Consider the following 25632-nt stretch of genomic DNA (forward strand, 5'->3'; position numbering starts at 1 on the left):
TTCTTAAAATTATTTTGAAATTATTTAACAACACTTGTTACAACACTTATTAACAGATATTTATGTTTTTTTTAAAATGATGAGATACATATTACACATCGAAAATAAGCTTATATAATTGTATATTAAAAGAAACTAAAACTCTAATACTAAAAAGTTAAAGACAAATAATTAACCTATAATAAATATAAAAATCATTTGAAAAAATACACTAAGCTATAAAAGTTACAAAAATCTTAAATATTGATTTTATAGAAAAAACTATAAGAAGAAATTCCAAACAAGACCAAAACGAATTGTAAAATCTCTATAAGGGTAGTTTGGAGCTGCAAAATAATTGTTTCCAGAGAACGAAGAGTTAAAATGCTCAGCCTTTAAAAAAATTCTAGTTTGTCTGATTTTTGCATTTACGAAAAAATCTAATCTAGGAAATCCTCCTATTTTTGTTTGATTTTGCGTATAAAATTCTGCTAATAGAGGGTCATAACCATTACCATAATATTCTGAAAAGAAATTAAATGTAATTCCTGTTTGAAACTTTAGAGCTTTTTTAAAAACTTCATCAGAAAAATAAAACGTATTTCTCGAAATAAGTGAAGGTATATTAATAACATTTTCATCACTTTTTACATTTTGATACATAATCGTGTTGTCGAGAGCAAACTTACCTAAACGGAATTCTTTTTGAATTTTTACTCTAAGATATTGTATAGCCTTATCGTTTTGGATAGGTTTAATAACTTTAATATCATTTTGAATAGACTCTAGTTTAAAAAAAGCATAATTTTCTATATTAGTTATATCAAAATTAATATTTATATACTTTTCCGAATTTAACCCAAATGATAGTTGTTGAGTTTCTATAGTTTTAAAAATTTCTCTATTATCCCAATTATAATTAGTGTAATTACTTTGATATAATAATTTGTTATAGTTAGGTAATCTATTGTTAACATTTATTCCAGCAAATAAATCAATATTATCCAATAACTGATATTTACCCTTGAAATCTAAAAAATTACCTTTTATATTATCTGAAAAATTAGCCCCGAGTTTTCCTTCCAACTTAAGTTTTCCAATTTGATTATTGTACGCTACTTCAAATCCAAAAAATTCTTCTTTAATTCTATTTGTGATAGTCTGGTTATTTAAAAAAACTAAACTATTATAACCATAATTGATACTATTGTAATTTACCTTAAAAGCTATTTCACCTAATAATTTGTTAGAATAGTTTAAACCTAAATCTGAATAAAATTCTTCGAGGGTAACTTTATCTTGGATTGTATTACTAAAAGATGAACCAAAAAAGTTATTTGCAGAAGTAGTTTGGTTATACTCAAAAAACCTGTTTTGAAATGATATGGTGTTTACAAAAAATAAATTATTTACTGAAGTTGAATCTTTCTTTGATAAAATCGCATAAGATTGGTCAATATAAAATCGTTTCCCTTCTAAAACGCTATCAGCATTTTCAAAATTAGGATCAAAAACAGATCTGTCCTGTATTTCCTCATCGCCCTCTTTAAATCTAATTACATCTTCGTCAGTTAATCCACCATTTTCTTGATTAAACAAATCTTGCATTACGATATGACTTCTCATATTGTATTTTTTATTATCAGATTGATAGTTAGTTGTAAATCTAAAATTACCTGTACTCGTTAATGAATTTTGATAGTTACCTAAAGACCTTAAACCTTTATAAGCAATTGAAAAATTTAATTGAGGAGAAATATTTACTGTAAAAAAAGCATCAAGATTTTGACCTTGAGAAAAAACAGTTTTGTAATATAATTCGGTTAAAGGAGTTGGAACACGATAATAATCAATATCATTGGTCTCCAAATAATTAAAATGTCGGGCTTGGGCAGCAAAACCAGGCATAATATTATTTGTAGAATTATCTATACTTAAAGTATTATAAGTTTGACCAGTATTTGCAAATTGAATAAAATTAAAATTATTCTTACGTAAGTAATTAAATTTATAATCTTTTTTTATTGTGAGTGTTGTATCTACAAAAGTAGTGTCGTTTTGTTTTGAAATGATGAGATAGTTAGCTATTGTGAGCTTACTTTGTTGAGTTTTATTTCCCTTTTTAAAAAAAAAACTTGTTGTATCCTTTTGCTTAGAAGTTTTTTTTATGGGGGGATTTTGACCACTAATAATGTTAACAATTAGAAATATAGAAAATATAGAAAACCTCTTCATCAAAAAATATAAAAAATTATAACGTAAAATTAAACAATTAAAGTGTTCAGGAAAGTATTAAAAACTATAATACTTATACAAAGATTTATAAAACAAAAAACCAGAGAAGCAAACTTCTCTGGTTTATTTATATTTTAATAATAACTAAAAATAGATTAGTATTATTACATTTAGATTATTGGTTCACACAAAAATCAAATGTTTCAACATAACTAGCATAAGGGCTAGATGGAGAACCTCTAAATCCTGGTAAAGGAACAGTGTTAATGTCTAATGTAGCAGAACCTGCTAAACCATCACTATCATCAACTGGAGTTAAAGAACCACATGATAACGTAAATGTTGGTCCATTATCCCCCCAATAATCATATACTCTTAGGGTATAACAACCGTCAGATAAGGTAAAATTATAATCTGTAGTTGTGTTACTAGCAATACCTGAATTAGGATAAGCAGTACCATCACCATCAGATTCAACAACATTTCCACTAGCATCGATTATTTCCCAAAATGTTTCATCACCATAAGTATCAGTGGTAATTGAGAAAGTATAATCATTACAAGGTACATTGTCATCAACAATGGTAATTGTTTTACTAACGGCATTAGCTCCTTCTCCTCCGATACCAATAGGTAAAGTATTAGAAGAAGATAATGTAAACACGATATCAACATCTCCATTAATGTCATCATCGTCAATTGGTGAGAAACTAAGACTTCCACTAGTCTGACCAGCAGGAATTGTAACTGATGGTCCCGGAGTTAAAGTATACCTAGAAGCATCACCTGTTACATCAAAATTCACAGTAATATCTGTTGCCTGAGGCTCACCTAAAATTGCTGTTACAGATAGAGTTTCACCACTGTTTTCAGTTGTAGAAATTGAAGGAGAACCTGAAATTTGTACAAAAGTTGCATTGTCATATATAATTTGTTCATTATCACAACTTGATAAAGATGCAATAACAGCAACGCATAAAATTGATTTTAATATTTTTTTCATAATTTTTTATTTTTTAGTAACCTGGATTTTGCTCGGCACCAATTCCAGGGTTTGCATTAATTTCCGACAAAGGAATTGGTAATGTAAATCTAAAATCGTCTGCTGGCAAAGTACAAGCGCCACCTTGTCTAGTACAATCCGTTAAATCTCTATCAACTCCTCTATTTCCAGCAACACCTAATCTTTTTAGATCGCGGAATCTGTGACCTTCAAATAATAACTCAATACGTCTTTCATCTAAGATTGCGCCATATGCCTCTTGTGCAGAAGCATAAACTGGAAGCGGTTGTGCAGAACCAAATCTAGCATCTCTTAGTTGTTTGATAAGCTGTGCTGCTCCTGTTAAATCGTTATTTGCTCCTACTCTTGCTTCTGCAGCAATCAATAACATTTCTGAAGATCTAAATACTTTTAAATCATTCATTAGAGGTTGCTGTTCAGAACCCGGGTATTTCGCAGGAATAATCTTATCCGTAGAAAAAGCATTAGGATTAGTCATATATGTTGGATCTATAACAGATGCAGGAGACACGTTAACTGTATATCTGATATCATTAGGATCAATCATATTAAAAGTTTTACGGTCCATCTCAAAATAAGCATCAGATAAAATATCTGCAAAAGTATAAACAGCTCCTGGCCATCCACCTGCATTAACACTACCTGTCGCGCCTTGTCTATCAAAAGGTCCATTTCTTACACGCTGTAATTTAAAAATAATTTCTTCATCACTATCGTCTAAAAACATATTTCTATAATCCGTTCGATTTGCTATAGGATAAGCAGCTACCAATGCATTAGCAATAGGTAAAGCTTCTGCATATCGACCTCTAGTCGCTAAAGTTCTTGCCTTGAAAGCTCTTACAACGTCTAAAGAAATTCTGTCAGGAGCTGTTGCAGGTCCGAGTAAACTTTCAGCTGCTGCAATGTCTGAGTTAATGTAATCCCAACCATCACCAACAGTATCCCTTAATGGTTGAAACGTTAATGGAGGTACAAAATCAACAACCGGAATTCCTAAAGATGCATCATTACGTACATCTACAGAAAACATATTAAGTAATTCGAAATTTGCATACGCTCTCATTACATAAATTTCACCTAACAATTGATTATATCTTGCTTGGTCTGAAGGGTCAACAGTTATATTCTGTGCTGCTTCCAACAAAACAGTAGCTCTATTGTTTTGAGAAAAATTTCTAATCCAAAAGTTAGAGGCTGCAGCAGAAGTAGGATTTAATACAAAATCATACAAAGCAAAGCCCTGTCCACCTGTACCTGCACCAATAGATATCTCATCTGTAAAGTTTGATGCTAATGCAATCTCAGGAGTTGTGTCAAATCCAAACGCTCCACTTTGACCATTTCTGGAATATAAACCAAATACACCAGCTTCTAAATCGTCAACACTTCTAAAAGCATTTGCAGGGTCTAAAAGACCAACTTGTCTAATGTCTATGGCATCATTACAGTTTACAAGTAAAGCTGCAACAAGACACATGACTAAATATTTTATTTTTTTCATCATATTATTTTTTTTGTTTAAAATCCTAACTCTACACCAACAGAGAAAGTTGCAGGCGTTGGGTATTCAGCACCACCATTATCACGAGTCTCAACATCAAAACCTCTCCATTTTGTAAATGTTAAAGCATTTTCAGCGTTAAAGAAAAGTCTAGCTTTAGTGAAACCAGTACCTTCTAAAATATCTTGATTAAAATTATATCCAAAACTAGCAAATCTTAATCTTAAATAATCACCGCTATATAAGAAATTGTCATCAATTGCTGTAAATGAATTTCTATTAAATGCTGTAGGAGAAGGGATATCTGTAATATCACCTGGCTGAGTCCACTCACGTAAAATATCAGCAGATAATTGGAAAGAACCTGTATTATCAACATCTACGAAACCTGCATAATCAGAATCAAATCTATCAACACCTAATACGTAGTTCCACTGTGTAGTTAAGAAAAATCCTTTGTAATCGAAATTAAAAGTAACACCACCGTTCCAGTCTGGTAAGATATTTTTTCCTGTCCAAACTTGATCATTAGTAGTTGGATTCTCAGTTAAGTTATTATTAGCATCTAAGTATAGTAAATTACCTGTAGCTGGGTTAACACCTGCATAACGTATTAAAAAATACTCACCAAGTGGTCCGCCTTCACGACCAGTGCCAGGTAATTCTTCTACAGGCAAATCAATCAACTCATTAACGTTATAGTTACCTACAACACCAACCGTCATAGCAAAATCACCTGGAGCATTAGCTCTTACGACGTCGTAATCAACTTGAAAATCAACACCTCTGTTTTCCAACTCTCCAATATTTGCGTTTTGTTGAGTAAAACCAGTTGTAGCAGATAAATTTATACCTTGGAATAAATCAGTAGTATTACGCTTATAATAATCAACAGATCCTCTAAGTCTATTTTGCCAAACACCGAAATCTATACCAACGTTTAACTGAGCAATAGTTTCCCATCTTAAATTTCTATTACCTACTTGGTCTAAAAATATGGATTGATTACTTATATAACCAGTATCTGTAACAAACAAATCTAAAGTTTCTGCGAAAGCAGAAAAAGGACCTAAACCTACAATGTCTTGATTACCGGCAGTACCATAAGAAGCTCTTAATTTTAAATTATTGAATACAGAATCATCCATAAATGCTTCGTTAGAGATATTCCATCGACCAGAAACAGACCAGAAAGTTGCATATCTATTTGAATCAGCAAAACGGAAGGAAGCATCTCTTCGCACTGTAGCAGCTAAACCATATTTAGAATCATAATCAAAAGATGCAAAATAAGAGAATAAACCAGCATCACGCTTTGTAGCAAAAACACCGTCAACAAAAAGATCATCGTTTGGCCCGTCATCAATAAAACCTGCACCATCTTGTGGAGCAAATGTCAATGCATTAAGACCTACAGAATTAAATCCAAAAAACCTTCTATGAGCTTTAAAGTACTCTGTATATAAACCAACATCGAAAGTATGCTTTCCAAAAGTATCGTTATAATTAAGAGATGTTACTTGATTGTAAGTAAAAACTCTATCTGTATCTTGTGTTATTTGTTCATTATTACCACCAAATATCTGCGAATTAATTGCATTTGGGAATTGACCAGAAGTCAATACCTCATTCTGGTAATCAAAAGCAGCCACAACATTTGCACTTAAAAAATCTGTAAACTTATAGTTAGCATTTATACTACCCACAATTTTAACCTCTTCTTCAAAACGTGTAAATTCGTTTAATCTATCAATAAGGAAGAAAGGAGTATCTACAACACTTGGTGCTGCGATAACACCAGGCTTTGCAATACCAATCTGATCAGGAGTGTTGTAAGGGAACGATAGTAAAGACCCTAATACATAGTTTCTATTTACAGCGCCACCACCAATATTATTTGGCTCGTCACTCTTAGAATAGTTTACAGATAAATTTAAACCATAGTTAAACTTATCATTAGAGCTTTTACCAGTAACGTTTGTTCTTAAGTTAAATCTTGTTAATCCACTCTGAACTAAGATACCTTGAGTATCAGAGAAACCAATAGAAGTAAACTGCGTAGAATTTTCACCACCACTTGACAATGAAATTGTATGGTTTTGTGTTACTGCAGTTCTAAAGAAATAATCAAACCAATCAAAGTCAGGTGCAGCAGCAATTTCCGCATCAGTCATAGGAACTGTGTTTGCGGCAATTACAGGAAAACCTGGAGTCAGGTAATCACGCACTGGCCTAAAGCCTTTATTAGCTGTTGCACCAGCACCAGCACCTCTACCCTTATCTCTTTCATAAGTAAGTAACTGCTGTGAGTTCATTAAGTTATAATCGTTACTCTGAATAGTACTATAAGATACAAAACCGTTATAATTAACTTTCAAGCCTTGATTAAAACTACCTGTACGTGTTTTAATAATAATTACACCATTTGCACCTCTATTACCATAAATAGCAGTTGCACCAGCATCTTTTAATACATCAATAGATGCAATTTCTTGCGGGTTTAAAGATCGGAAATTATCTTCGTCCACAGGAGCACCGTCAATAATAAATAATGGCTCAGTATTACCATTGATGGAACCTACACCACGAAGCTGAACTAAAGAGTTACCACCTGGCTGACCAGTACTAGTAGTAATATTCAAACCTGGTACCTGACCAGATAATGTCTGAACAAAACTTGCATTTGGTCTGTTCTCGATAGTTTCACTAGATACTCTTACAGAAGAAACACTCGATTTCGCCTTTGTTGTAGTTGAGTAACCAGTAATAACAACTTCATCAAGAGAAGCAACATCATCAGCCATACTTACGTTTATAACGTTTCCTGCTCCGACAGTTCTCTCGGTAGTTTTCATACTAACGAATGAGAAGACAATTACATCTCCTGCTTTTACTGATTTGAGGGTATAATTACCATCAAAATCTGTTTGTGTACCCTTAGCGGTACCTTTAACAATTACATTAACTCCCGGCAACGGTAATCCGTCCGAGGCTGCAGTAACTGTTCCCGTAATGTCTTTCTCTTGTCCAAAGGAAAGTTGCATTACAAACGCCATAAAAAGCGTTAATAACCATGTTAACTTTAATTTCATAAAACAATTATTTGAGTTAGTCTTCCGCAAACATCATAATAAATTATTAAAAATGCAAGGGAATAGCATAAAAAAATGTTAAAGAAAGTCGCATAAAACTTAATAATACCGCAATAGCTCCATTAATACTTTGCTTTATTAAAAAAATACATCTTTAAATAATGTTATTTTAATAATTGCATATACTTTTTTACCTTCATATTTATGAAATTACTAAAACACTTTTCAGATAAGGATTTTGAATGCGGAACAGATGAAGCTGGTCGAGGCTGCCTTGCCGGACCTGTTACCGCTGCTGCTGTTATATTACCCTCAACATTCTCTAATAATTTACTAAATGATTCAAAACAGCTTACAGAAAAAAAGCGCTTATTATTAAAGCCTATTATAGAATCGCAATCTGTATGCTTTGGAGTTGCCAATATATACGAAGAAGAAATAGATACCATTAATATTTTAAACGCCTCAATAAAAGCAATGCACAAATCTATTGAGCAATTAAATATTTCACCGCAGTTTATAATTGTAGATGGCAATAAATTTAAACCTTATAAAGAAGTCCTTCATCAAACAATAATAAAAGGAGATAGTAAATATTTAAGTATCGCGGCAGCGTCTGTTTTAGCAAAAACCTATAGAGACTTATATATGGAAAAAATCCATGAAGAATTTCCTATGTACAATTGGAAACAAAATAAAGGCTACCCTACAAAGGCTCACAGAGAAGCTATTAAAAAATATGGTATAACAAAATACCACAGAAAATCATTTAGATTACTTCCTCAACAATATACATTAGATATATAAGTACTATTATATTTGCAGAAATAAACTAGTAATGAAGCTCCGTAATATTTTCATAATATTCTTATTTTTTTTGTTTTCATGTTCAAAACGTTACCAGAAAGAACAGAAACCAGAAGATTTTATACCTAACAATCACACATCTATAATTAAAATAAACGATAGTTTTAATTTTAATAAACTTTATCAAAACCAATTTTTAAATAATAAATTAAATTTAAAAGAATCATCGACCCTTTTAAACCTTATAATTACTAATGAACCGGTGTTTTTAAGTTCTACTGAAGATGAAATGTTTTTAGTAACAAAATATTACGATAGTTTAATTAAGCTAGATTCAACTTCAACTACAAAAAATAATGGTTTGTCTAATAAAGGCATCTCAAAGACAATAATAGATAAAGACACCATTTATCACCGCAAAATCGATAATGTGTTTATAGCTTCAAAAAATCTTGAACTCGTTACATCCGCAGTTAACAACTCCAGTGACGATTTAAAAACATTTTTAGCTACAACAAATAATGAAGCTCATACATCGCTTATTTTAAAAAACAGCAAATCGCCTCTATTCTTTATAAATTCAACTAAAGATTCACTTAAGTTTGAAGCTATTGATATAAATACCAACGCAAAAGGGATAAGTTTTAATGGAATTATAAAAAGTGTAGATAGTAGTTTTATACTCAACGCTTTTAAAAATACGGTTCCACAAAAATTTCAGCTTTCTAATATTATTCCTGAAAATACTAAAACAATTAAAAGAATTGCTTTTGATGATTACGGAGTTTTTTCAAAAAACCTAAAAGCAATAAATCGTATTGAAAATGACTCAACCTCTAACCTGCTTAAGCTTACAAATGAAATTGCACAAATAGAAAACGAGCAAAATAAAGCTATAGCCATTAATTTTTTAGACGCTGAAGTTATTGATACAGAAATAGACATCAATTCAATAAACGAAACTTATAAAAATGTTTCTATTTTTAATTTCTCGCAACCCGATTTTTTCAAAAAAAAACTTTCACCATTTATATCACTAAATAATGTTGAATTTGGTTTTGTGTTTCAAAATTTCGTAGTGTTATCTTCAAGCAAGGATTTTCTTAAACAAATTATAACAAATAAGCTCAATAATAACAGCCTCGCCGATTCAAAAAAATTTAAAAACATCAGCAGAGATATTGCAACAAATTCATCATATATCATTTATAAAAATGAAAATGGATTTAAAGATTATTTTGGCAAAAATCCTGAAAACTACAATACAAATATTGTACAATATATTTACGATCAGGATTTTGCACACATCAATGGCGTTTATTCTAGATATAATAAACGAGCCTCTCAAAATTCTGTATCCGAAGATTTTAGTTTTAAACTAACCAATTCTATTCTTGTTGGCCCGCAAACTGTAAAAAACTATACAACCGGTGGTGGTGATATCGTTTTACAAGATGATAAAAATATGCTTTACCAAATTTCAAATTCTGGAAGAATTATTTGGAAGAAAAAAATTGATGGCAAAGTTCTGGGTAAAATTGAACAAATAGACATTTACAAAAACGGTCGACTACAAATTGCATTTGCAACAAAAAACAAGTTATACGTCTTAGACAGAAATGGTAAGGATGTGGCGCCATTTCCTTTAAAATTTAATGATGCCATTACGCAACCACTTTCAGTTTTTGATTATGACAAACGTAAGAATTATAGATTACTGATTACCCAACAAAATCAGTTGTTAATGTATGATGCTAAAGGCAACCGAGTTAAAGGATTCAACTTTAAAAAAACAAATAACACAATTACAAGTCAGCCAAAACATTTTAGAATTAACAGCAAAGACTATATTGTATTTTCTCAGGGTAAAAAACTAGAAATTTTAAATCGACAGGGCAAAGAAAGGATTAAAGTAAATGAAACTATAAATTTCTCAGATTCTGAAATTTTTAATTATAAAAACAGTTTTGCGACCAAAACGGCTTCAGGTCAATTTTTACAGGTTGATACCAAAGGCAAATTAAAACTAGTCAATCAAAACCTTGCATCAGACTCAAAAGTAACTGCAAGTAGCAAAACCCTAGTTTCTTTAACAGAGAACAAATTAAGAATTAATAATAAAACTTCTGATTTAGACTTCGGTAATTACACATCTCCGCAACTTTTTTATCTAAACGATAAAATTTACGTAACTACTACGGATTTGCAGACTAACAAAGTTTTTGTTTTTGATAGTCAAGCTAAACTATTAGAAAATTTTCCAATTTACGGTACATCTTCAGCAACAATAACAAAATTAAATAAAAGCAAAGACGTATTTGTTATAACACAGAGTGATAACCAATCCGTAATTGTTTATAAAATCAATTAATTTGAAGCCCTATTTTGAACCCTATTTTTGTACTATTGTAACTCTTAAAAATTTCAGGATTTACGATTATGATTAAACGTCAAAAAGCTTCAATAAAAGATTTAATTATTCATAAAGTTGGCAACAAATTTAATGGTACAAAAAATACATTTTCAGAGGCTACTGTACATTTTGACGAAGCCACATACCAGCTTATTTTACCTTACTTATTAAAACCATTTGTAAGCGTAGCTGAGACGTACCGATTTAATCATCATTCCGACGTTAATCTCAATGAAATTAACACTTACAGTGAGCAGTTATTTTCTGAAGATGGTAAATTTGTAGACGTCTCAAAACACATTGTAACCCATCTTTTTGAGCAGAGCAATTCTGCACAAATTAAAACTGGAGATGTATTTATTTGTCATTTTGAAAACATACAATATCAGGACTATTTTACAGACGCCATCGGAATTTTTAAAATTGAAAATAAAACTGAATTTTTTCAAACCTATTTAGAGCAAAACAACTACGATATTTTGGTACAAAAAGGCATCCAAGCCAAAAAGGTTGACAAAGGGTGTTTAATCTTAAATACGTCCGATATGGAAGGTAAGATTGTACTCAGCGTAGACAATAACAATTACGACACCCAATACTGGATAAAAAGTTTTCTTAACATTAAATATCCTGATGACAGCAACCAACACACCAAGAATTACATTGAACTTTGTAGAGAGTTTTCTAAAGAAGTGTTACAACCACATTTTGGCGGCCAAGAACAAAGTAATTTCTTAGCAAAAACAGTAGATTTCTTTAAAGAAAATGAAATTGTAAATGTCGAAACATTTAAGGAAGAAGTATTTGAAACTGAAGACCAAATTCAGCAATTTGAAGATTACAAAAAAACCTATGAAGCAGAGAATAGCGTATTAATAAGAAATCAATTTGATGTCTCTGAAGTCGCATTAAAAAAACAAAAACAAAAGATAAAAACAGAGATTAAACTCGATACCAACATACAAATTAAGTTAGATGTTGATGCTCCAGATGCTTCTGCAGAATATTTAGAACGCGGTTATGACGACGAAAAGAAAATGCATTTTTACAAAGTATTTTTTAACGAAGAAGGCTAAAAAAATATGAAAAATCACATAAAATTTATGACCATGGCCATTAATTTGGCAAAAGAAGGCAAAGCATCAGAAAATGGTGGTGCTTTTGGTGCGGTCATTACCTTAGATGACAAAGTTATTTGCAAAGTTCACAACACCGTAAAAGGTGATAGCGATGTTACACAGCATGCCGAATTAAAAGCCATTCAAAAGGCTTGTAAAAAACTAAAAACAACTGACCTATCTTCATATACACTATACACCAGCTGCGAACCTTGCATGATGTGCCTCGGCGCTTGTAAATGGGCAAAATTTAAAGCAATATATTTTGGCGCCTCTGCAGAAGACGCAAAACAACACGGCTACATATATTCAGAAATGTATTACGATTCAGAAAATAAGAAGAGGCATGAGGAATTTAATATGATTCAAATTTGCAAAGAAGAAGCTATAAAAGTTTGGCAATAGTTTAAATAAACTCAGCTTCAAAAAGCGTTTTAAAATGCTTTAAAATCTTAGATTTTACTTCAGACTCATCGACTTTTTCAACGCCCAATTCTACATGTAAAGATGTTACCGCTTTCCCTCTAATTCCGCATGGAATAATATTATCAAAATAGCCTAAATCTGCATTTACATTAAGTGCAAAACCATGCATAGTTACCCAACGACTTGCTCGCACACCTAAAGCGCAAATCTTACGTGCAAATGGCGTACCGACGTCTAACCAAACGCCTGTTTCTCCAGGACTTCGCTCAGTTTCTAATCCATATTCGGCCAAAGTTAAAATAATACACTCCTCTAAAAAACGAAGGTATTTATGGATGTCTGTAAAAAAATTATCCAAATCTAAAATTGGGTAACCTACAATTTGTCCTGGACCATGATACGTAATATCTCCACCACGATTTATTTTATAAAATGTGGCACCTTTTTCTACCAATTGCTCTTGAGACAGTAACAGATTAGATAAATCACCGCTTTTCCCTAAAGTATAAACATGCGGATGCTCTACAAATAGAAAATGATTATCAGTTTCTAAACCTGCATCTTCTCTCCTATTTTTAATTTTAGTATCTAAAATGGCTTTAAAAAGTTGTTCCTGGTAATCCCAAGTTTCTTTAAAGTCTTTAGAGCCTAAGTCTTTGAATTTTATTTTTTTATTCATTTTAAAAATAGAATTGTGATTATCATTTTTGATAAAAAAATGATTTTACAAAGATAGACCTAAATAAGAAAAGCCCAACATTATATTCTGTTAGGCTTTTTTTAATTAATAATAAAATATTACTATTCGGTATCGTAGAAAAATTGCTCTTTCCAAATTTTTCCATCTTTAACTTGATAAACCGCCAGTTCGTTCATTTGAGAACGTTGACCACTAGGTTTGTGGGTTGTATCCATCCAAAATTTAACCGTAAAATGGTTATCAGCGACCAAAGGCTCAGAGACTTTTGTAGCGTGGACTTCAAAATTTTCTTCCCACCATTGGCCTTTTTTCTGAATACCTTCAAAACCATGAACCTCTTTCATCGGTTCTTGCATTTCTATACTGGTAATTTCTGGGCTATACAATTCCTCGTAAGCTTTTGCCTCTTGATTGTTTCGGCAATAACTTACTAATTTGTCGGCAACTTCTTTTGTATTCATATGGACTGATTTTATTTAATTAGAATACTAATTTAATCATTTTCAGTTTTTTAAAAGTAAACTTTGAAGTTAATTTTCAGGATTATTGAGTATTACTAAAGCTGCAATAACGCCTGGAACCCAACCGCAAAGCCACAATAAAAAAACAATTAAAATAGAACCACAACCTTTACCAATTACCGATAATGGCGGGCAAATAATAGCGAGAAGAACTCTCCAAAAACTCATACTTTTATTTTTTGATTTGATGTATTTGTATGACGTATATTTCAGCTATTTGTTACAGATTGAAAGCAATAGGAATTCTAAAAAAATGATTAGCTTCGTTTTATGAGAATTCGGTTTATCATACTTTTTCTATGCATATTTTCAATTTGCAAAGCGCAATATTCATTTTCTGGATATATTGATGCGGAAGAATGGCAAAGCACCGTTTATCTCTCTATTGTTGAAGATTACCGCAAAATCGATGGCGTTTATTCTGAACAAATCATTGCTAAAACCTCTGCTGATGATACAGGTTTTTTTGAATTCAAAGGAAATATGCTCGACGAATCCAACAAAATATACAGAATTCACGTCGATAAATGCTCCGAAAATCAACAAGACCTTAACCATTTTAATGGCCATTGTAAAGACAGTAAAGCTTTAATTTTTATAGCGAATAATACGGATACATTACAGCTTCCATTTTCATTTGAAAACCAAGTATTTTGCAATATTGTTTCTAGTAATCCAAAGGCAAACGCATTTACCAAAATTGATTCTTTAAAACAAGACATGAAATTTGCTTATGGCGAATTTAGGAGTGAAGCTAACCGCAAATTGAATAATAAAAAATGGTTTAAAACACTTCAAAACTTTGGCAAATCACTTAACGAGCCTTTGGCAGAGCTTTACATTTATAGCTATATTTCGGACAGAACCAGCGATTTACATAGCTATTATATTGAAGATTTATCGCAAACCAATTATTACAAAAATCTTGAAACGCGATTGACGGAAACTTATCCGAATTCAGTTTACGCCAAACAGTATTCTAACGAATTGGCTTCGGATATGTTTGTTTTAAACTCTTCTAAATCGCAAACTTCAGAATTCAAATGGCTTTATGTTCTTATTCCAATTCTTATTTTGTCATTACTCTTTAATGCGTTTTTAATACTTCAAAGGCGGAAACAGAAGATTCAATCTTCAAATCAACTCAAACAAAAATTATCCAAGCAAGAGTGTGTAGTTTTAGATTTATTACTTCAAAATAAAACCAATAAAGACATCGCCGAAGCACTTTTTGTCAGCGTAAGTACTGTAAAAACGCATACTAACAACATTTACAAAAAACTAAATGTGCAAAACAGAGACGAAGCTAAAAGCCTATTTTTCAAATAGTTAAAAATTTACAACCTGGTTCTAGTACCAATTTCAAACCCTTAATTTACTTCATCAGCCTTTCATTTTTTGATTTTTGATAACTAATCAATTTCAAAATCTTTTAAAATGAAAAAAGTAATATTATTAATTGTTCTAGCTTCAACAATAGCGTGTAAATCTCAAAAACTAAATGCAGAATTTATGCCCGAAGGCAAAAAACCATATCTCATTGGTCAATTTGATAAGTCAGCACTTCAAACTGAAAATTATAACTCATGGTACGACACAAATTATAATAATTATACACCAGATTATGAAGTCATTACAGTCTTAAAACAAAACTTATCTGATTATGACATTAAGCTATTTATGGGAACTTGGTGTGGCGATAGCAAACATGAAGTTCCCAAATTCTTCAAGATTTTAGAAGCTACAGAATATCCAATAAAACAATTGACTGCTGTTGCTTTAAGCAGAGAAAAAGAAACTTACAAAGAGAGTCCTCAACACGAAGAAGAAGGTTTAAATATTGTGCGTGTACCAACCATTATATTTTTTAGAAATGGAAAAGAAGTCAACCGTATCATAGAAAAACCTATTGAAACTTTAGAAAAAGACATGCTAAATATCATTACCAAAAACGATTACAAACCCAACTATTTTGGTGTAAAACGAAAGCCAAAAATCAACAAGAAATAGCGCACGTTAAATTGATACTAAAAGTTGAATGTTAATTTTTGTAAATAGTGTAATTTTGCAGTCAATTTATCTTGAACTTCTTCTGATTTCGGAATAGTCAAGATGATTTCAATTTTAACACATAGAAAATGCAGCTTTCAGAACAAGAATTAGTAAGACGCGAAAAACTAGCAAAATTAAGAGCTTTGGATATTAATCCATATCCAGCCGATTTATATCCTGTAAATCATACTTCAAAACAGATTAAATCTAATTTCGAAGAAGGCAAACAAGTTATAATTGCTGGTCGTTTAATGTCACGACGTATTCAAGGAAAAGCGTCATTTGCTGAACTTCAAGATTCTGAAGGTCGTATTCAGGTGTACTTTAACCGTGATGAAATTTGCACTGGCGAAGACAAAACACTTTACAATGATGTTTATAAAAAGCTTTTAGATATTGGGGATTTTATTGGTATTGAAGGCGATTTATTTACAACCCAAGTTGGTGAAAAAACAGTTTTAGTTAAAAATTTTAAGCTGTTAAGCAAGGCTTTAAAACCTTTACCATTACCAAAGCAAGATGCAGAAGGTAATACCTACGATAAATTCAACGACCCAGAAATGCGTTACCGTCAGCGTTACGCAGATTTAGCGGTCAATCCCCACGTAAAAGAGGTTTTTGTTAAGCGCACTAAATTGTTTAACGCCATGCGAAACTTCTTTAATGACGCTGGTTATTTTGAAGTGGAAACACCAATATTACAACCAATTCCTGGTGGTGCAGCAGCGCGCCCTTTCGTAACGCATCATAATAGTTTAGACATTCCATTATATATGCGAATTGCTAACGAGTTGTATTTAAAAAGATTGATTGTTGGTGGTTTTGATGGCGTATACGAGTTTTCAAAAAACTTCCGTAACGAAGGCATGGACAGAACTCATAATCCAGAATTTACAGCTATGGAAATCTATGTAGCTTACAAAGATTACAACTGGATGATGGATTTTTGCGAGAAGCTTTTAGAACATTGCGCCATTGCTGTAAACGGAACAACAGAATCTACTTTTGGTGAGCATAAAGTCAATTTTAAAGCACCTTATAAGCGCATTACAATGCGTGATTCTATTTTAGAATTTACAGGATTTGATATCAATAATAAATCTGAAGATGAAATACGTCAAGCCTGTCAAGACATGGGTATCGAAGTGGATGCAACGATGGGCAAAGGCAAATTAATTGATGAAATTTTTGGCGAAAAATGCGAAGGCAATTACATACAACCAACTTTTATTACGGACTATCCAAAAGAGATGAGTCCTCTTTGTAAAGAACATAGAGAAAATCCTGAATTAACAGAACGCTTTGAGCTTATGGTTTGTGGTAAAGAAATCGCAAATGCGTATTCTGAGCTTAATGACCCTATTGACCAACGCGAGCGTTTTGAACATCAATTAAGATTAGCTCAAAAAGGAGATGATGAAGCTACAGAATTTATAGACCACGATTTCTTACGTGCCTTAGAATATGGAATGCCACCAACTTCTGGTATGGGAATTGGTATGGACAGATTAATCATGTTTTTAACTAATAATCAATCGATACAAGAAGTATTATTCTTCCCACAAATGAAACCTGAGAAAAAAGCTGTGGAAATGAATGATAACGAAAAAGCCATTTTTGAGATTTTGAAGTCTGAAAACCGTATGGATTTAAACGAGCTTAAATCTAAATCTGGCTTAAGCAACAAAGGTTGGGACAAAGGCATCAAAGGTCTAGGAAAGCTTGGTATTACTAAAGTTGAAAAGACAGATGAAGGCCTATATGTAGAGCTTAAATAAGTTTTTTTTTAGTTTAAATAATTGAAGACGCTGTATTTTAATTCAGCGTCTTTTTTATTTATTAAGTTTAAGAAATGCGTTAAAACCCATCACAATCGAGTTAAATAAATACTAAATAACATTTGTAATTATATAAAAAGCGGCTGTTTGTTTATTTTCAGAAATAATTTTAAAAATCCAACAAACTGTGAAACATTTACGAATTAAACTTCTATTTGTTGCTTGCGCATTTTTGGTGTTCTCATGCGACACTGCAAAAAAAGCGAGCAATTCTAAAAAAGCTGGCGCGACCGCTGCAGCTAAAAAGCCAACCAAAAAGCCTGGCAAAAATGACATTAAACCTTACGATAAGGTAATTACAAAAGAGGCAAAAACCGATAAAGGCTTGTTTGATGTCCATAAAATTGATGACAAATTTTTCTACGAAATTCCAGATTCTCTTTTTGAAAGAGAAATGCTAATGGTTACGCGTATTGCAAAAACTGCCAATGGATTAGGTTTTGGTGGTGGAAAACAAAATACGCAAGTATTACGATGGCAAAAGAAAGACAAAAAAGTATTGTTAAGAGTAGTATCGCATCAAGTTGTTGCTGCAGATTCTCTTCCTGTTCATGAAGCGGTAGTTAATTCTAACTTTGAGCCAATATTATATACTTTCCCAATAAAGGCTTTCAGTAAAGATTCTACTAAAACAGTTGTAGATGTTACGCCTATGTTCGAAAAAGACGTAAAAGCTCTTGGTTTTCCTCAGGGAAGACGACAAACTTATCGTATTACACGTTTAGATTCTGAAAAATCTTTTATTGAATCTTTAAAAAGTTATCCAGAAAATATTGAAGCAAGACACGTAAAAACTTATGTTGCAGGTCGTCCACCTTCAAACTCAAGTACAGGAACAATTTCTTTAGAAATTAATAATTCTATGATTTTATTACCAAAAGTACCAATGCAGCGTCGTATGTTCGATCAACGTGTTGGATGGTTTGGTAGAGGTCAAACAGATTATGGTTTAGATGCTCAAGAGAGTAAAACAGTTCGTTATCTTGACCGTTGGAGACTCGAAGTAAAAGATGAAGATATTGAAAAGTTTAAACGTGGTGAATTAGTTGAACCAAAAAAACAAATCGTATACTACATTGATAGAGCAACTCCAAAACAATGGCGTAAATATATCAAGCAAGGTATCGAAGATTGGCAAGTTGCTTTTGAAGCCGCAGGCTTTAAAAATGCAATAATTGCAAAAGACCCACCAACCGTTGAAGAAGACCCAGAATGGTCTCCTGAAGATGTACGCTATTCTGTAGTGCGCTATTTAGCATCTCCAATACCTAATGCAAACGGACCTCACGTAAGTGACCCACGATCAGGAGAAATTTTAGAAAGTGATATTAATTGGTATCACAATGTAATGACATTATTACGCAACTGGTTTTTTGTACAAACTGCAGCTATAAATCCTGAAGCACGTGGTGTAGAATTTAAGGATGAAGTAATGGGGCGTTTAATCCGTTTTGTATCTGCTCATGAGGTTGGACACACATTAGGATTACCACATAATATGGGTAGTAGTGTTGCTTATAAAGTTGAAGATTTAAGAGACCCAGAATTTACTAAAAAATATGGTACTGCACCATCAATCATGGATTATGCACGTTTTAATTATGTTGCACAACCAGGAGACGAAGGTGTGGCTTTAATGCCAAATATAGGACCTTACGATAAGTACGCTATTAAATGGGGTTACAGGCCTATTTTAGATGCAAAATCTGCTGAAGATGAAAAGGAAACTTTAGACCAGTGGATTTTAGAAAAAGCAGGTGACCCAATGTACCGTTTTGGTAGACAACAACGTGGTGTTATTGATCCAAGCTCACAAACTGAAGATTTAGGAGACGATGCCGTTTTAGCGAGTGATTATGGTATTAAAAACTTAAAACGAATTATACCAAACTTAATCGAGTGGACTGCCGAAGATGGTAAAAACTACGATGATTTAGAAACAATGTACGGTCAAGTTCTTGGACAATTTAATCGTTATATGGGACATGTAGCCGCTAATATTGGTGGTGTTTATGAATATTATAAAACATATGACCAAGAAGGTGCAGTTTACACACATGTTCCAAAAGAAAAGCAAAAAGAAGCTTTAGATTTTATACAAAACCAATTGTTTAATACTCCAGAGTGGATGTTAGATAAAGAAATTGTAAATAAGTTTGAAAGCGCTGGGCAATTAGAACGTGTAAGAGGAATTCAGACTAGAACTCTTAATAATATTTTAGATTTTGGAAGAATGGCAAGAATGCTTGAAAACGAAACTTTAAATGGTAATGAAGCGTATGGTTTGTATGACATGATGAAAGACTTACGCCGCGGCTTATTTAGCGAATTACGCACAGGTAGAAAAATTGATATTTACCGTCGTAATTTACAGCGTGCTTACATTGAGCGTCTAGAATTTATTATGAATAATGAACAAGACATTCCTGCAGCATTTAGACGTTTCTTTGGTGGTACATCTGTTAATGTAAGCCAATCTGATATTAGAGCTGTTGTTCGTGCTGAATTAAAATCTTTACGTTCTCAATTACGAAGTGCTCGTGGCGCAGACTCTATGAGTAGAATTCACATAGCAGATGCTTTAGAGCGAGTTAACAACATTTTAGACCCAAAATAATTTATCTAGATTATTTTTAAAAAAGCTTCAAACTTAGGTTTGGAGCTTTTTTTATGCATCACATTCAAACTAAATTTCGGTTTCAACGGTAATAAAAAATAAGTTATTTTCGCCCTCGTGAAAAGATTCATTTTATTTATATTATTAGTTTTTGTCGTTGGTTTTAGTCAAGCCCAACAAGCTGATAGCCTAACTTTCAAAAACGGTATTAACAATCCAAATATGCAAACCATACATCATTTCGGAATCTTTAGTTCGCGAATTAGTCAGAATTTCAAAATTCGTCCTATTGCTAACAAAACTTTTACTTTTAATTACGCTAGCGGAAACAATTTTCAACCATTTGTACAGGCACACTTACCCAAAGACCCACAAGTTCGAGAGCAATTAAGTCAGGTAATTTGGTTTCAAAGACGTTTCGATTTTATAGACCAAGAAACAACTCCTGCAGATTATTACAATATTGTTGTTGATGCCGTAATTAAAGAATTTCGATTAGGGTTTACTATGCCAATTGCAAAAAATCATGAGCTGAATATAAATATGAGATCATACCTTTTTACAGATGGCAGTTATCCTTTTTCAATATTTACTAGCGATGAAACAATAGAGTGGTTTCATAGCAATATTGCAGGTGGCGAAGACCCATTTGGTAGACGTTTTTATGGGCTTAATCAGATACGATTCACTTACAACGACAGAAATGGTAATCGTTTAAACATAAATGAAAATGATTTTTTTATCGGTGGATTTGAAATAAATCATCATTTTTATCCAGATTCAAAACTCAACGAAACAAGAAATTTATATTTTAATTTTGGAAGCCATTTAGGCATAAACACATCAAAGTATAACCCATCTTTAGATATCGGTATCTCAGTAAATAGCTTAAAAAAAATTAAGTTTAAAAACAATAATGAATTAGACATTGCAGCTGGAGCAAGTTTATTGAGAAAAAATATTATCGACTTTGATGAAGTTATAGATTTTGGAAACAATACGTATTTAGCCACCTTTGAAGCTGATGTAGAATTTACAAAATACACTCAAAAAGGCAACTACAATGCATTTGGACTCAACTATCAAATTCAATCAAGATTTAACAAAGTAGAAGAAACAGAATACTACAGACTCATTGGTAATTTTAGGGATATTAATGCAGGTTGGCATAATGGAGTTACAAGACTTTATGTGCCATTGTCTAATTGGTCATTAATTTACACTTACGGGAGAAAAGATTTTAAATTTGCTTTGTACGTTAAGCAAGATTTTTCGGTAAATAATGCTCCAGATATACAAACTGGAATAAATTTAAGTTTACCACTATTAAATTAGAAGCCTTTAAAATCTCAGTATGTTAAATGTTATGTTAAAAAAAATAGTACATTTAAACGTTTTAGAATTTTTAAAGTCCTAGCAAGGAACTTAAACGTTTAGCAATAGAATTTTGACGAAAATTCGAAACATCAATTAAAAATTAAAATACATTATAAACATGAAAAAATTATTGATTTTAGTATTAACCCTTTCAACATTTGTAGGGTTTTCTCAAAGAAACAAAGAAGATAGAAAAAAGGAGTTTACAGAGCGTTTTACAAAACGAAATACAAAATCTCCTGAGCATCGTGCCGAAATTCAGAGTAAGCAAATGACATTAAGATTAGATTTATCTAGCGCTCAACAATCTCAAGTACAAGCGGCATTATTAGAGCATTTCACAAAAGCTGAAGAGAAAAAAATGGCTATTAAAACATCTGATAAAAAACTTACGGAAGACGAAAGAATGGCTATGAAGTCTGAAGCTTTAGACGCGCAAATTGCACTTAAAGCTAAAATGAAAACTATTTTGAACGAGGAGCAATACAAAAAATATTCTCAGATGGTAAATCGTAAAATGAAACCAGGAAAAAGAAAGAAATAAATTTCATTTACTTAAAATAAAAAAAAGCGCCAATTGGCGCTTTTTTTATTTTAATTCTTTTGCAAACACCTCTACTGCAGCAATAGTTTCGTCTAAGTCTTTATAAGTTAAAGCATCTGTGATAAACCAAGTTTCAAATGAGCTTGGAGCTATATAAATACCTTGTCTAAGCATACTATGAAAAAAAGTTTTAAACGTATCATTGTTTCCGTTTGCAGCTGTAACAAAATCATATACTGGGTCTTTATGAAAATGTACCGAAATCATACTTCCTACTCTATTGATTGTGTGGTCAATTTCATGTTCAAAAAACACTTTAGCCATACCCTTATGTAAGTAAGCTGTCTTCTCTTCTAGTCGTTTAAACAATCCTTCATCAGAATTAATAGCTTTTAACATAGCCAATCCGGCAGCCATTGCAAGTGGATTTCCACTTAATGTTCCTGCTTGATAAACAGGTCCGTTGGGCGCCAAATAATCCATAATTTCGTTTCTAGCCGCAAAAGCACCAACAGGCAATCCGCCGCCAATCACTTTTCCGTAACAAACAATATCTGCATTTACATTATATAATTCTTGCGCTGCACCTTTTGCAAGCCTAAATCCTGTCATAACCTCATCAAATATGAGCAATATGCCGTTAGAATCACATAAACGTCTTAAACCTTCTAAAAATCCATCTTGCGGTGGAATACATCCCATATTTCCTGCTACGGGTTCAATGATAATAGCTGCAATCTCATTAGGATTTGCTGCTATTAGTTCTTCAACATTAAGCAAATTATTATAATCGGCTAATAAGGTGTCTTTAGCTGTTCCTTGAGTTACACCTGGGCTATTTGGTGTACCAAATGTAGCACCACCACTTCCAGCAGCAATTAAGAACGCATCACTGTGTCCGTGATAACAGCCAGAAAATTTTATGATTTTATCTTTTTTGGTAAAACCTCGAGCCAAACGAATAGCACTCATACAAGCTTCTGTACCCGAATTTACAAAACGAATCTTATCAATATTAGGCACCATTGACACAGCAAGTTTCGCTATTTCGGTTTCTAATGCTGTTGGCATTCCAAATGATGTACCAGATTCTGCTTTGGCTTTAACTGCTTCTACAACAGGCTCAAAAGCATGACCTAATAACATTGGTCCCCAAGAATTTATGTAATCTATATATCTATTTCCGTCTTCATCGTACACGTAAGCACCTTTTGCGGATTTTGCAAAAATTGGAGTACCACCTACACCTTTAAAGGCTCGGACTGGAGAATTAACACCACCAGGAATCACAGTCTGAGCATCTTTAAATAGCGCGCTACTTCTTTGATATAACATTATATAACTATTTTATTTTCAAAATTTGCCCAATAGACAAATTGTTAGATTTTAAATTATTTTTCTTTTTAATTTCAGCAACAGAAATACCATATTTTTTGCTGAGAGAATAAAGCGTATCACCTTTTACTATGGTATGTATTTGTGTTGATTCTAAAGAGTTATCTTCTATTGTTTCTAATGGAGTGTCGAGCACTTCAGCATCATACTTATATAACTGATAGCGTTCAATTAAGCTGATTAACTTTTGTGGATACCTTCTATCTGTGGCATAACCAGCTGCTCTTAAACCTTTTGCCCAACCTTTGTAATCTGTTGGTTTTAGTTTGAATAAATTGGCGTAACGCTTGCGTCCTGTTAGAAATTCCGAATGGTCTTCGTAAGAACTTGAAGCGTATTTGTATTTTCTAAAACATTCTTGGTCTTCATCATCATCATGGTAAATTTTTTCACCTTTCCAGCCGTGGCATTTAATACCAAAATGATTGTTAGCTTCTTTTGCCAAACGTCCATTACCAGATGCCGATTCTAAAATACCCTGTGCTAAAGTAATACTAGCTGGTATTTTTGATTTCTTCATTTCTAGCATGGCAATACCTGAATAGGTCTCAATGTATGTGTCAACTGAAGTTCGTGGTTTCGGAATGTCTAATTCTTCAACTTTTTCTATTACAGGTTTAGGCTTTGAAACCACTTTTACCACTTCCTTTTTTACAGATTGATTTTGCCTTTTCTTTTTTGTGACAACGCCCTTTTTGGCACCACAAGCCATTAAAAGTACAGACAGAACAAGTATTAAAAAACGTAGTTTCATTTATAATTTTATAAGAGGCATTTTTTTAGCTGCTAATCTTAAATTCATACCTGAAATGCCTTGCAAACCTCCAGTATGAATTGCTAGTATTTTAGAATTATCAGAAAAATCTCCATTTTCAATCATTTTGAAAATTCCATACATCATTTTTCCTGTATAAACTGGGTCTAACTGAATACCGTATCGAAATGAAAAATCATTAATAAACGTAACTAATTCAGTATTTATTTTTGCATATCCACCAAAATGAAAATCTAATAATAACTCCCAATTATTTTGTGATGCAAATTTAAGAATTTCATCTTGTAAAAAATGACCTTTCAGTGCAGGAAAACCTAATATTTTTTGATTTTCTTTTGAAGCATTAATTAATCCTGAAATGGTTCCACCAGTACCAACACAAGTACAGATATAATCGAAATCTTTTGTGACATCATCTAAAATTTCCTCGCAACCTTTTACTGCTAATTGATTTGTTCCACCTTCGGGAATTAGATAAAAATCCCCAAATAGTTTTTTTAAATTATCTTGAAATTTTTCTGATTCTTTTTGTCGATAGTTTTCACGAGAGACAAAATGAAATTTCATACCGTTTGCTTTTGCAAATTTTAGGGTCGGATTTGCATCTATTTTATCAAAAAGCTCTTCACCTCTAATGACACCAACAGTTTTAAAACCTTCCATTTTTCCCGCATAAGCCGTAGCGGCAATATGATTGGAAAACGCTCCGCCAAAAGTTAAAATCGTATCTTGATTTTGTTGCTTCGCCTTTAATAAATTATATTTTAATTTTCTAAATTTATTACCAGAAACAAAAGGATGCAGCTCATCTTCGCGCTTTATAAAAAGCTGGATGTTCTTATCATTTTTAATATATATTTTCTGAATTCGAGACTGCATTCTGGTTTCAAAAATAGTTTATAAAATTCCAAAATGGGCGATTTTTTAAATACTTCAAATTAGTATCATTCTTGTAGGCCTCACGCTCAAAAGAAATACTTCGGTAGGCTTGTTGCCAATCATTAAGTTTTAAATATCTAATTATAAATTCAATTATATACAAAAGATAGAAAGGAATAATTAGAAGTTCGAGCTGTTGTCTTAAGTGAATTTTTTCATGATTGACTAAGATTTTATTCAACAACAATTCTTTTCGTTTTAAAAATATAAACGGAAACAGAGTTAAGCCAGTATAACCTTTAGGCACGATGTATTTTGAAATGAGAATCACTTTTT

General features: G+C 32.2%; 20 protein-coding genes. 10 read left to right on the top strand and 10 right to left on the bottom strand.

The genetic code is table 11. From position 1 onward, the window contains the following. Positions 1-261: 261 nt before the first annotated feature. The 4 genes from ACFQ1Q_RS02440 to ACFQ1Q_RS02455 all read right to left on the bottom strand — a co-directional run bounded on the left by ACFQ1Q_RS02440 (position 262) and on the right by ACFQ1Q_RS02455 (position 7834). On the bottom strand, positions 262-2214 hold the full coding sequence (locus ACFQ1Q_RS02440) for a putative porin (protein ID WP_386127631.1): 1953 nt from the start codon (positions 2212-2214) through the stop codon (positions 262-264). A gap of 175 nt (positions 2215-2389) precedes the next feature. Further along, entirely contained in the window at positions 2390-3217 is an 828-nt protein-coding gene (locus ACFQ1Q_RS02445) for a hypothetical protein (protein WP_386127633.1), read from the bottom strand. 13 nt (positions 3218-3230) lie between these two features. Then, positions 3231-4742 (bottom strand): RagB/SusD family nutrient uptake outer membrane protein, encoded by a 1512-nt coding sequence (locus ACFQ1Q_RS02450; protein WP_386127635.1) that lies wholly within the window; start codon positions 4740-4742, stop codon positions 3231-3233. Between the two features lie 17 nt (positions 4743-4759). Beyond that, positions 4760-7834: a SusC/RagA family TonB-linked outer membrane protein gene (locus ACFQ1Q_RS02455; protein ID WP_386127637.1), complete on the bottom strand. Its 3075-nt coding sequence runs from the start codon at positions 7832-7834 to the stop codon at positions 4760-4762. Positions 7835-8038: 204 nt separating this feature from the next. On the opposite strand from ACFQ1Q_RS02455, the gene ACFQ1Q_RS02460 reads away from it, so the two are divergent. The 4 genes from ACFQ1Q_RS02460 (at position 8039) to ACFQ1Q_RS02475 (ending at position 12577) form a co-directional block, all read left to right on the top strand. Continuing rightward, the gene (locus tag ACFQ1Q_RS02460; RefSeq protein WP_386127639.1) at positions 8039-8641 is read left to right on the top strand and encodes a ribonuclease HII; all 603 of its coding nucleotides are present in this window, start codon (positions 8039-8041) and stop codon (positions 8639-8641) included. A 31-nt stretch (positions 8642-8672) separates the two neighbouring features. Continuing rightward, the gene (locus ACFQ1Q_RS02465) at positions 8673-11012 is read left to right on the top strand and encodes a hypothetical protein (RefSeq protein WP_386127641.1); all 2340 of its coding nucleotides are present in this window, start codon (positions 8673-8675) and stop codon (positions 11010-11012) included. Between the two features lie 68 nt (positions 11013-11080). After that, positions 11081-12130 (top strand): nucleoid-associated protein, encoded by a 1050-nt coding sequence (locus ACFQ1Q_RS02470; protein ID WP_386127643.1) that lies wholly within the window; start codon positions 11081-11083, stop codon positions 12128-12130. Positions 12131-12136: 6 nt separating this feature from the next. Further along, positions 12137-12577 carry a nucleoside deaminase gene (locus ACFQ1Q_RS02475; protein ID WP_386127645.1) on the top strand — a complete coding sequence of 147 codons (441 nt, stop codon included), beginning with the start codon at positions 12137-12139 and terminating at the stop codon, positions 12575-12577. A 1-nt stretch (position 12578) separates the two neighbouring features. On the opposite strand, the gene lipB is transcribed toward ACFQ1Q_RS02475, so the two are convergent. From lipB to ACFQ1Q_RS02490, 3 genes are all read right to left on the bottom strand, one after another. Further along, positions 12579-13286 carry a lipoyl(octanoyl) transferase LipB gene (lipB, locus tag ACFQ1Q_RS02480; RefSeq protein WP_386130133.1) on the bottom strand — a complete coding sequence of 236 codons (708 nt, stop codon included), beginning with the start codon at positions 13284-13286 and terminating at the stop codon, positions 12579-12581. A 113-nt stretch (positions 13287-13399) separates the two neighbouring features. Then, entirely contained in the window at positions 13400-13759 is a 360-nt protein-coding gene (locus tag ACFQ1Q_RS02485; RefSeq protein WP_386127647.1) for a SnoaL-like domain-containing protein, read from the bottom strand. Between the two features lie 69 nt (positions 13760-13828). Next, on the bottom strand, positions 13829-13987 hold the full coding sequence (locus ACFQ1Q_RS02490) for a YqaE/Pmp3 family membrane protein (protein WP_386127649.1): 159 nt from the start codon (positions 13985-13987) through the stop codon (positions 13829-13831). 102 nt (positions 13988-14089) lie between these two features. On the opposite strand from ACFQ1Q_RS02490, the gene ACFQ1Q_RS02495 reads away from it, so the two are divergent. From ACFQ1Q_RS02495 to ACFQ1Q_RS02520, 6 genes are all read left to right on the top strand, one after another. Further along, positions 14090-15148 (top strand): helix-turn-helix domain-containing protein, encoded by a 1059-nt coding sequence (locus ACFQ1Q_RS02495; protein ID WP_386127651.1) that lies wholly within the window; start codon positions 14090-14092, stop codon positions 15146-15148. A gap of 108 nt (positions 15149-15256) precedes the next feature. After that, on the top strand, positions 15257-15829 hold the full coding sequence (locus ACFQ1Q_RS02500) for a TlpA family protein disulfide reductase (protein WP_386127653.1): 573 nt from the start codon (positions 15257-15259) through the stop codon (positions 15827-15829). A 128-nt stretch (positions 15830-15957) separates the two neighbouring features. Then, positions 15958-17649 carry a lysine--tRNA ligase gene (lysS, locus tag ACFQ1Q_RS02505; protein WP_386127655.1) on the top strand — a complete coding sequence of 564 codons (1692 nt, stop codon included), beginning with the start codon at positions 15958-15960 and terminating at the stop codon, positions 17647-17649. 187 nt (positions 17650-17836) lie between these two features. After that, positions 17837-20326: a zinc-dependent metalloprotease gene (locus ACFQ1Q_RS02510; RefSeq protein WP_386127657.1), complete on the top strand. Its 2490-nt coding sequence runs from the start codon at positions 17837-17839 to the stop codon at positions 20324-20326. Between the two features lie 117 nt (positions 20327-20443). Beyond that, positions 20444-21661: a hypothetical protein gene (locus ACFQ1Q_RS02515; RefSeq protein ID WP_386127659.1), complete on the top strand. Its 1218-nt coding sequence runs from the start codon at positions 20444-20446 to the stop codon at positions 21659-21661. Between the two features lie 160 nt (positions 21662-21821). Continuing rightward, positions 21822-22247, top strand: a complete 426-nt coding sequence (locus tag ACFQ1Q_RS02520; protein WP_386127661.1) for a hypothetical protein — start codon at positions 21822-21824, stop codon at positions 22245-22247. 45 nt (positions 22248-22292) lie between these two features. Here the strand turns inward: ACFQ1Q_RS02520 and hemL are convergent, their stop codons facing one another. From hemL to ACFQ1Q_RS02535, 3 genes are read right to left on the bottom strand one after another with little or no spacing between them, the layout of a single operon-like run. Then, entirely contained in the window at positions 22293-23582 is a 1290-nt protein-coding gene (gene hemL, locus ACFQ1Q_RS02525; RefSeq protein WP_386127663.1) for a glutamate-1-semialdehyde 2,1-aminomutase, read from the bottom strand. Between the two features lie 7 nt (positions 23583-23589). Further along, the gene (locus ACFQ1Q_RS02530; RefSeq protein ID WP_386127665.1) at positions 23590-24396 is read right to left on the bottom strand and encodes a glucosaminidase domain-containing protein; all 807 of its coding nucleotides are present in this window, start codon (positions 24394-24396) and stop codon (positions 23590-23592) included. After that, positions 24397-25296 carry a 1-aminocyclopropane-1-carboxylate deaminase/D-cysteine desulfhydrase gene (locus tag ACFQ1Q_RS02535; protein ID WP_386127667.1) on the bottom strand — a complete coding sequence of 300 codons (900 nt, stop codon included), beginning with the start codon at positions 25294-25296 and terminating at the stop codon, positions 24397-24399. It lies immediately after the preceding gene. Between the last annotated feature and the right edge of the window lie 336 nt (positions 25297-25632).

Origin of the sequence: Winogradskyella litorisediminis (assembly GCF_042675765.1) — a bacterium.
GTDB lineage: Bacteria > Bacteroidota > Bacteroidia > Flavobacteriales > Flavobacteriaceae > Winogradskyella > Winogradskyella litorisediminis.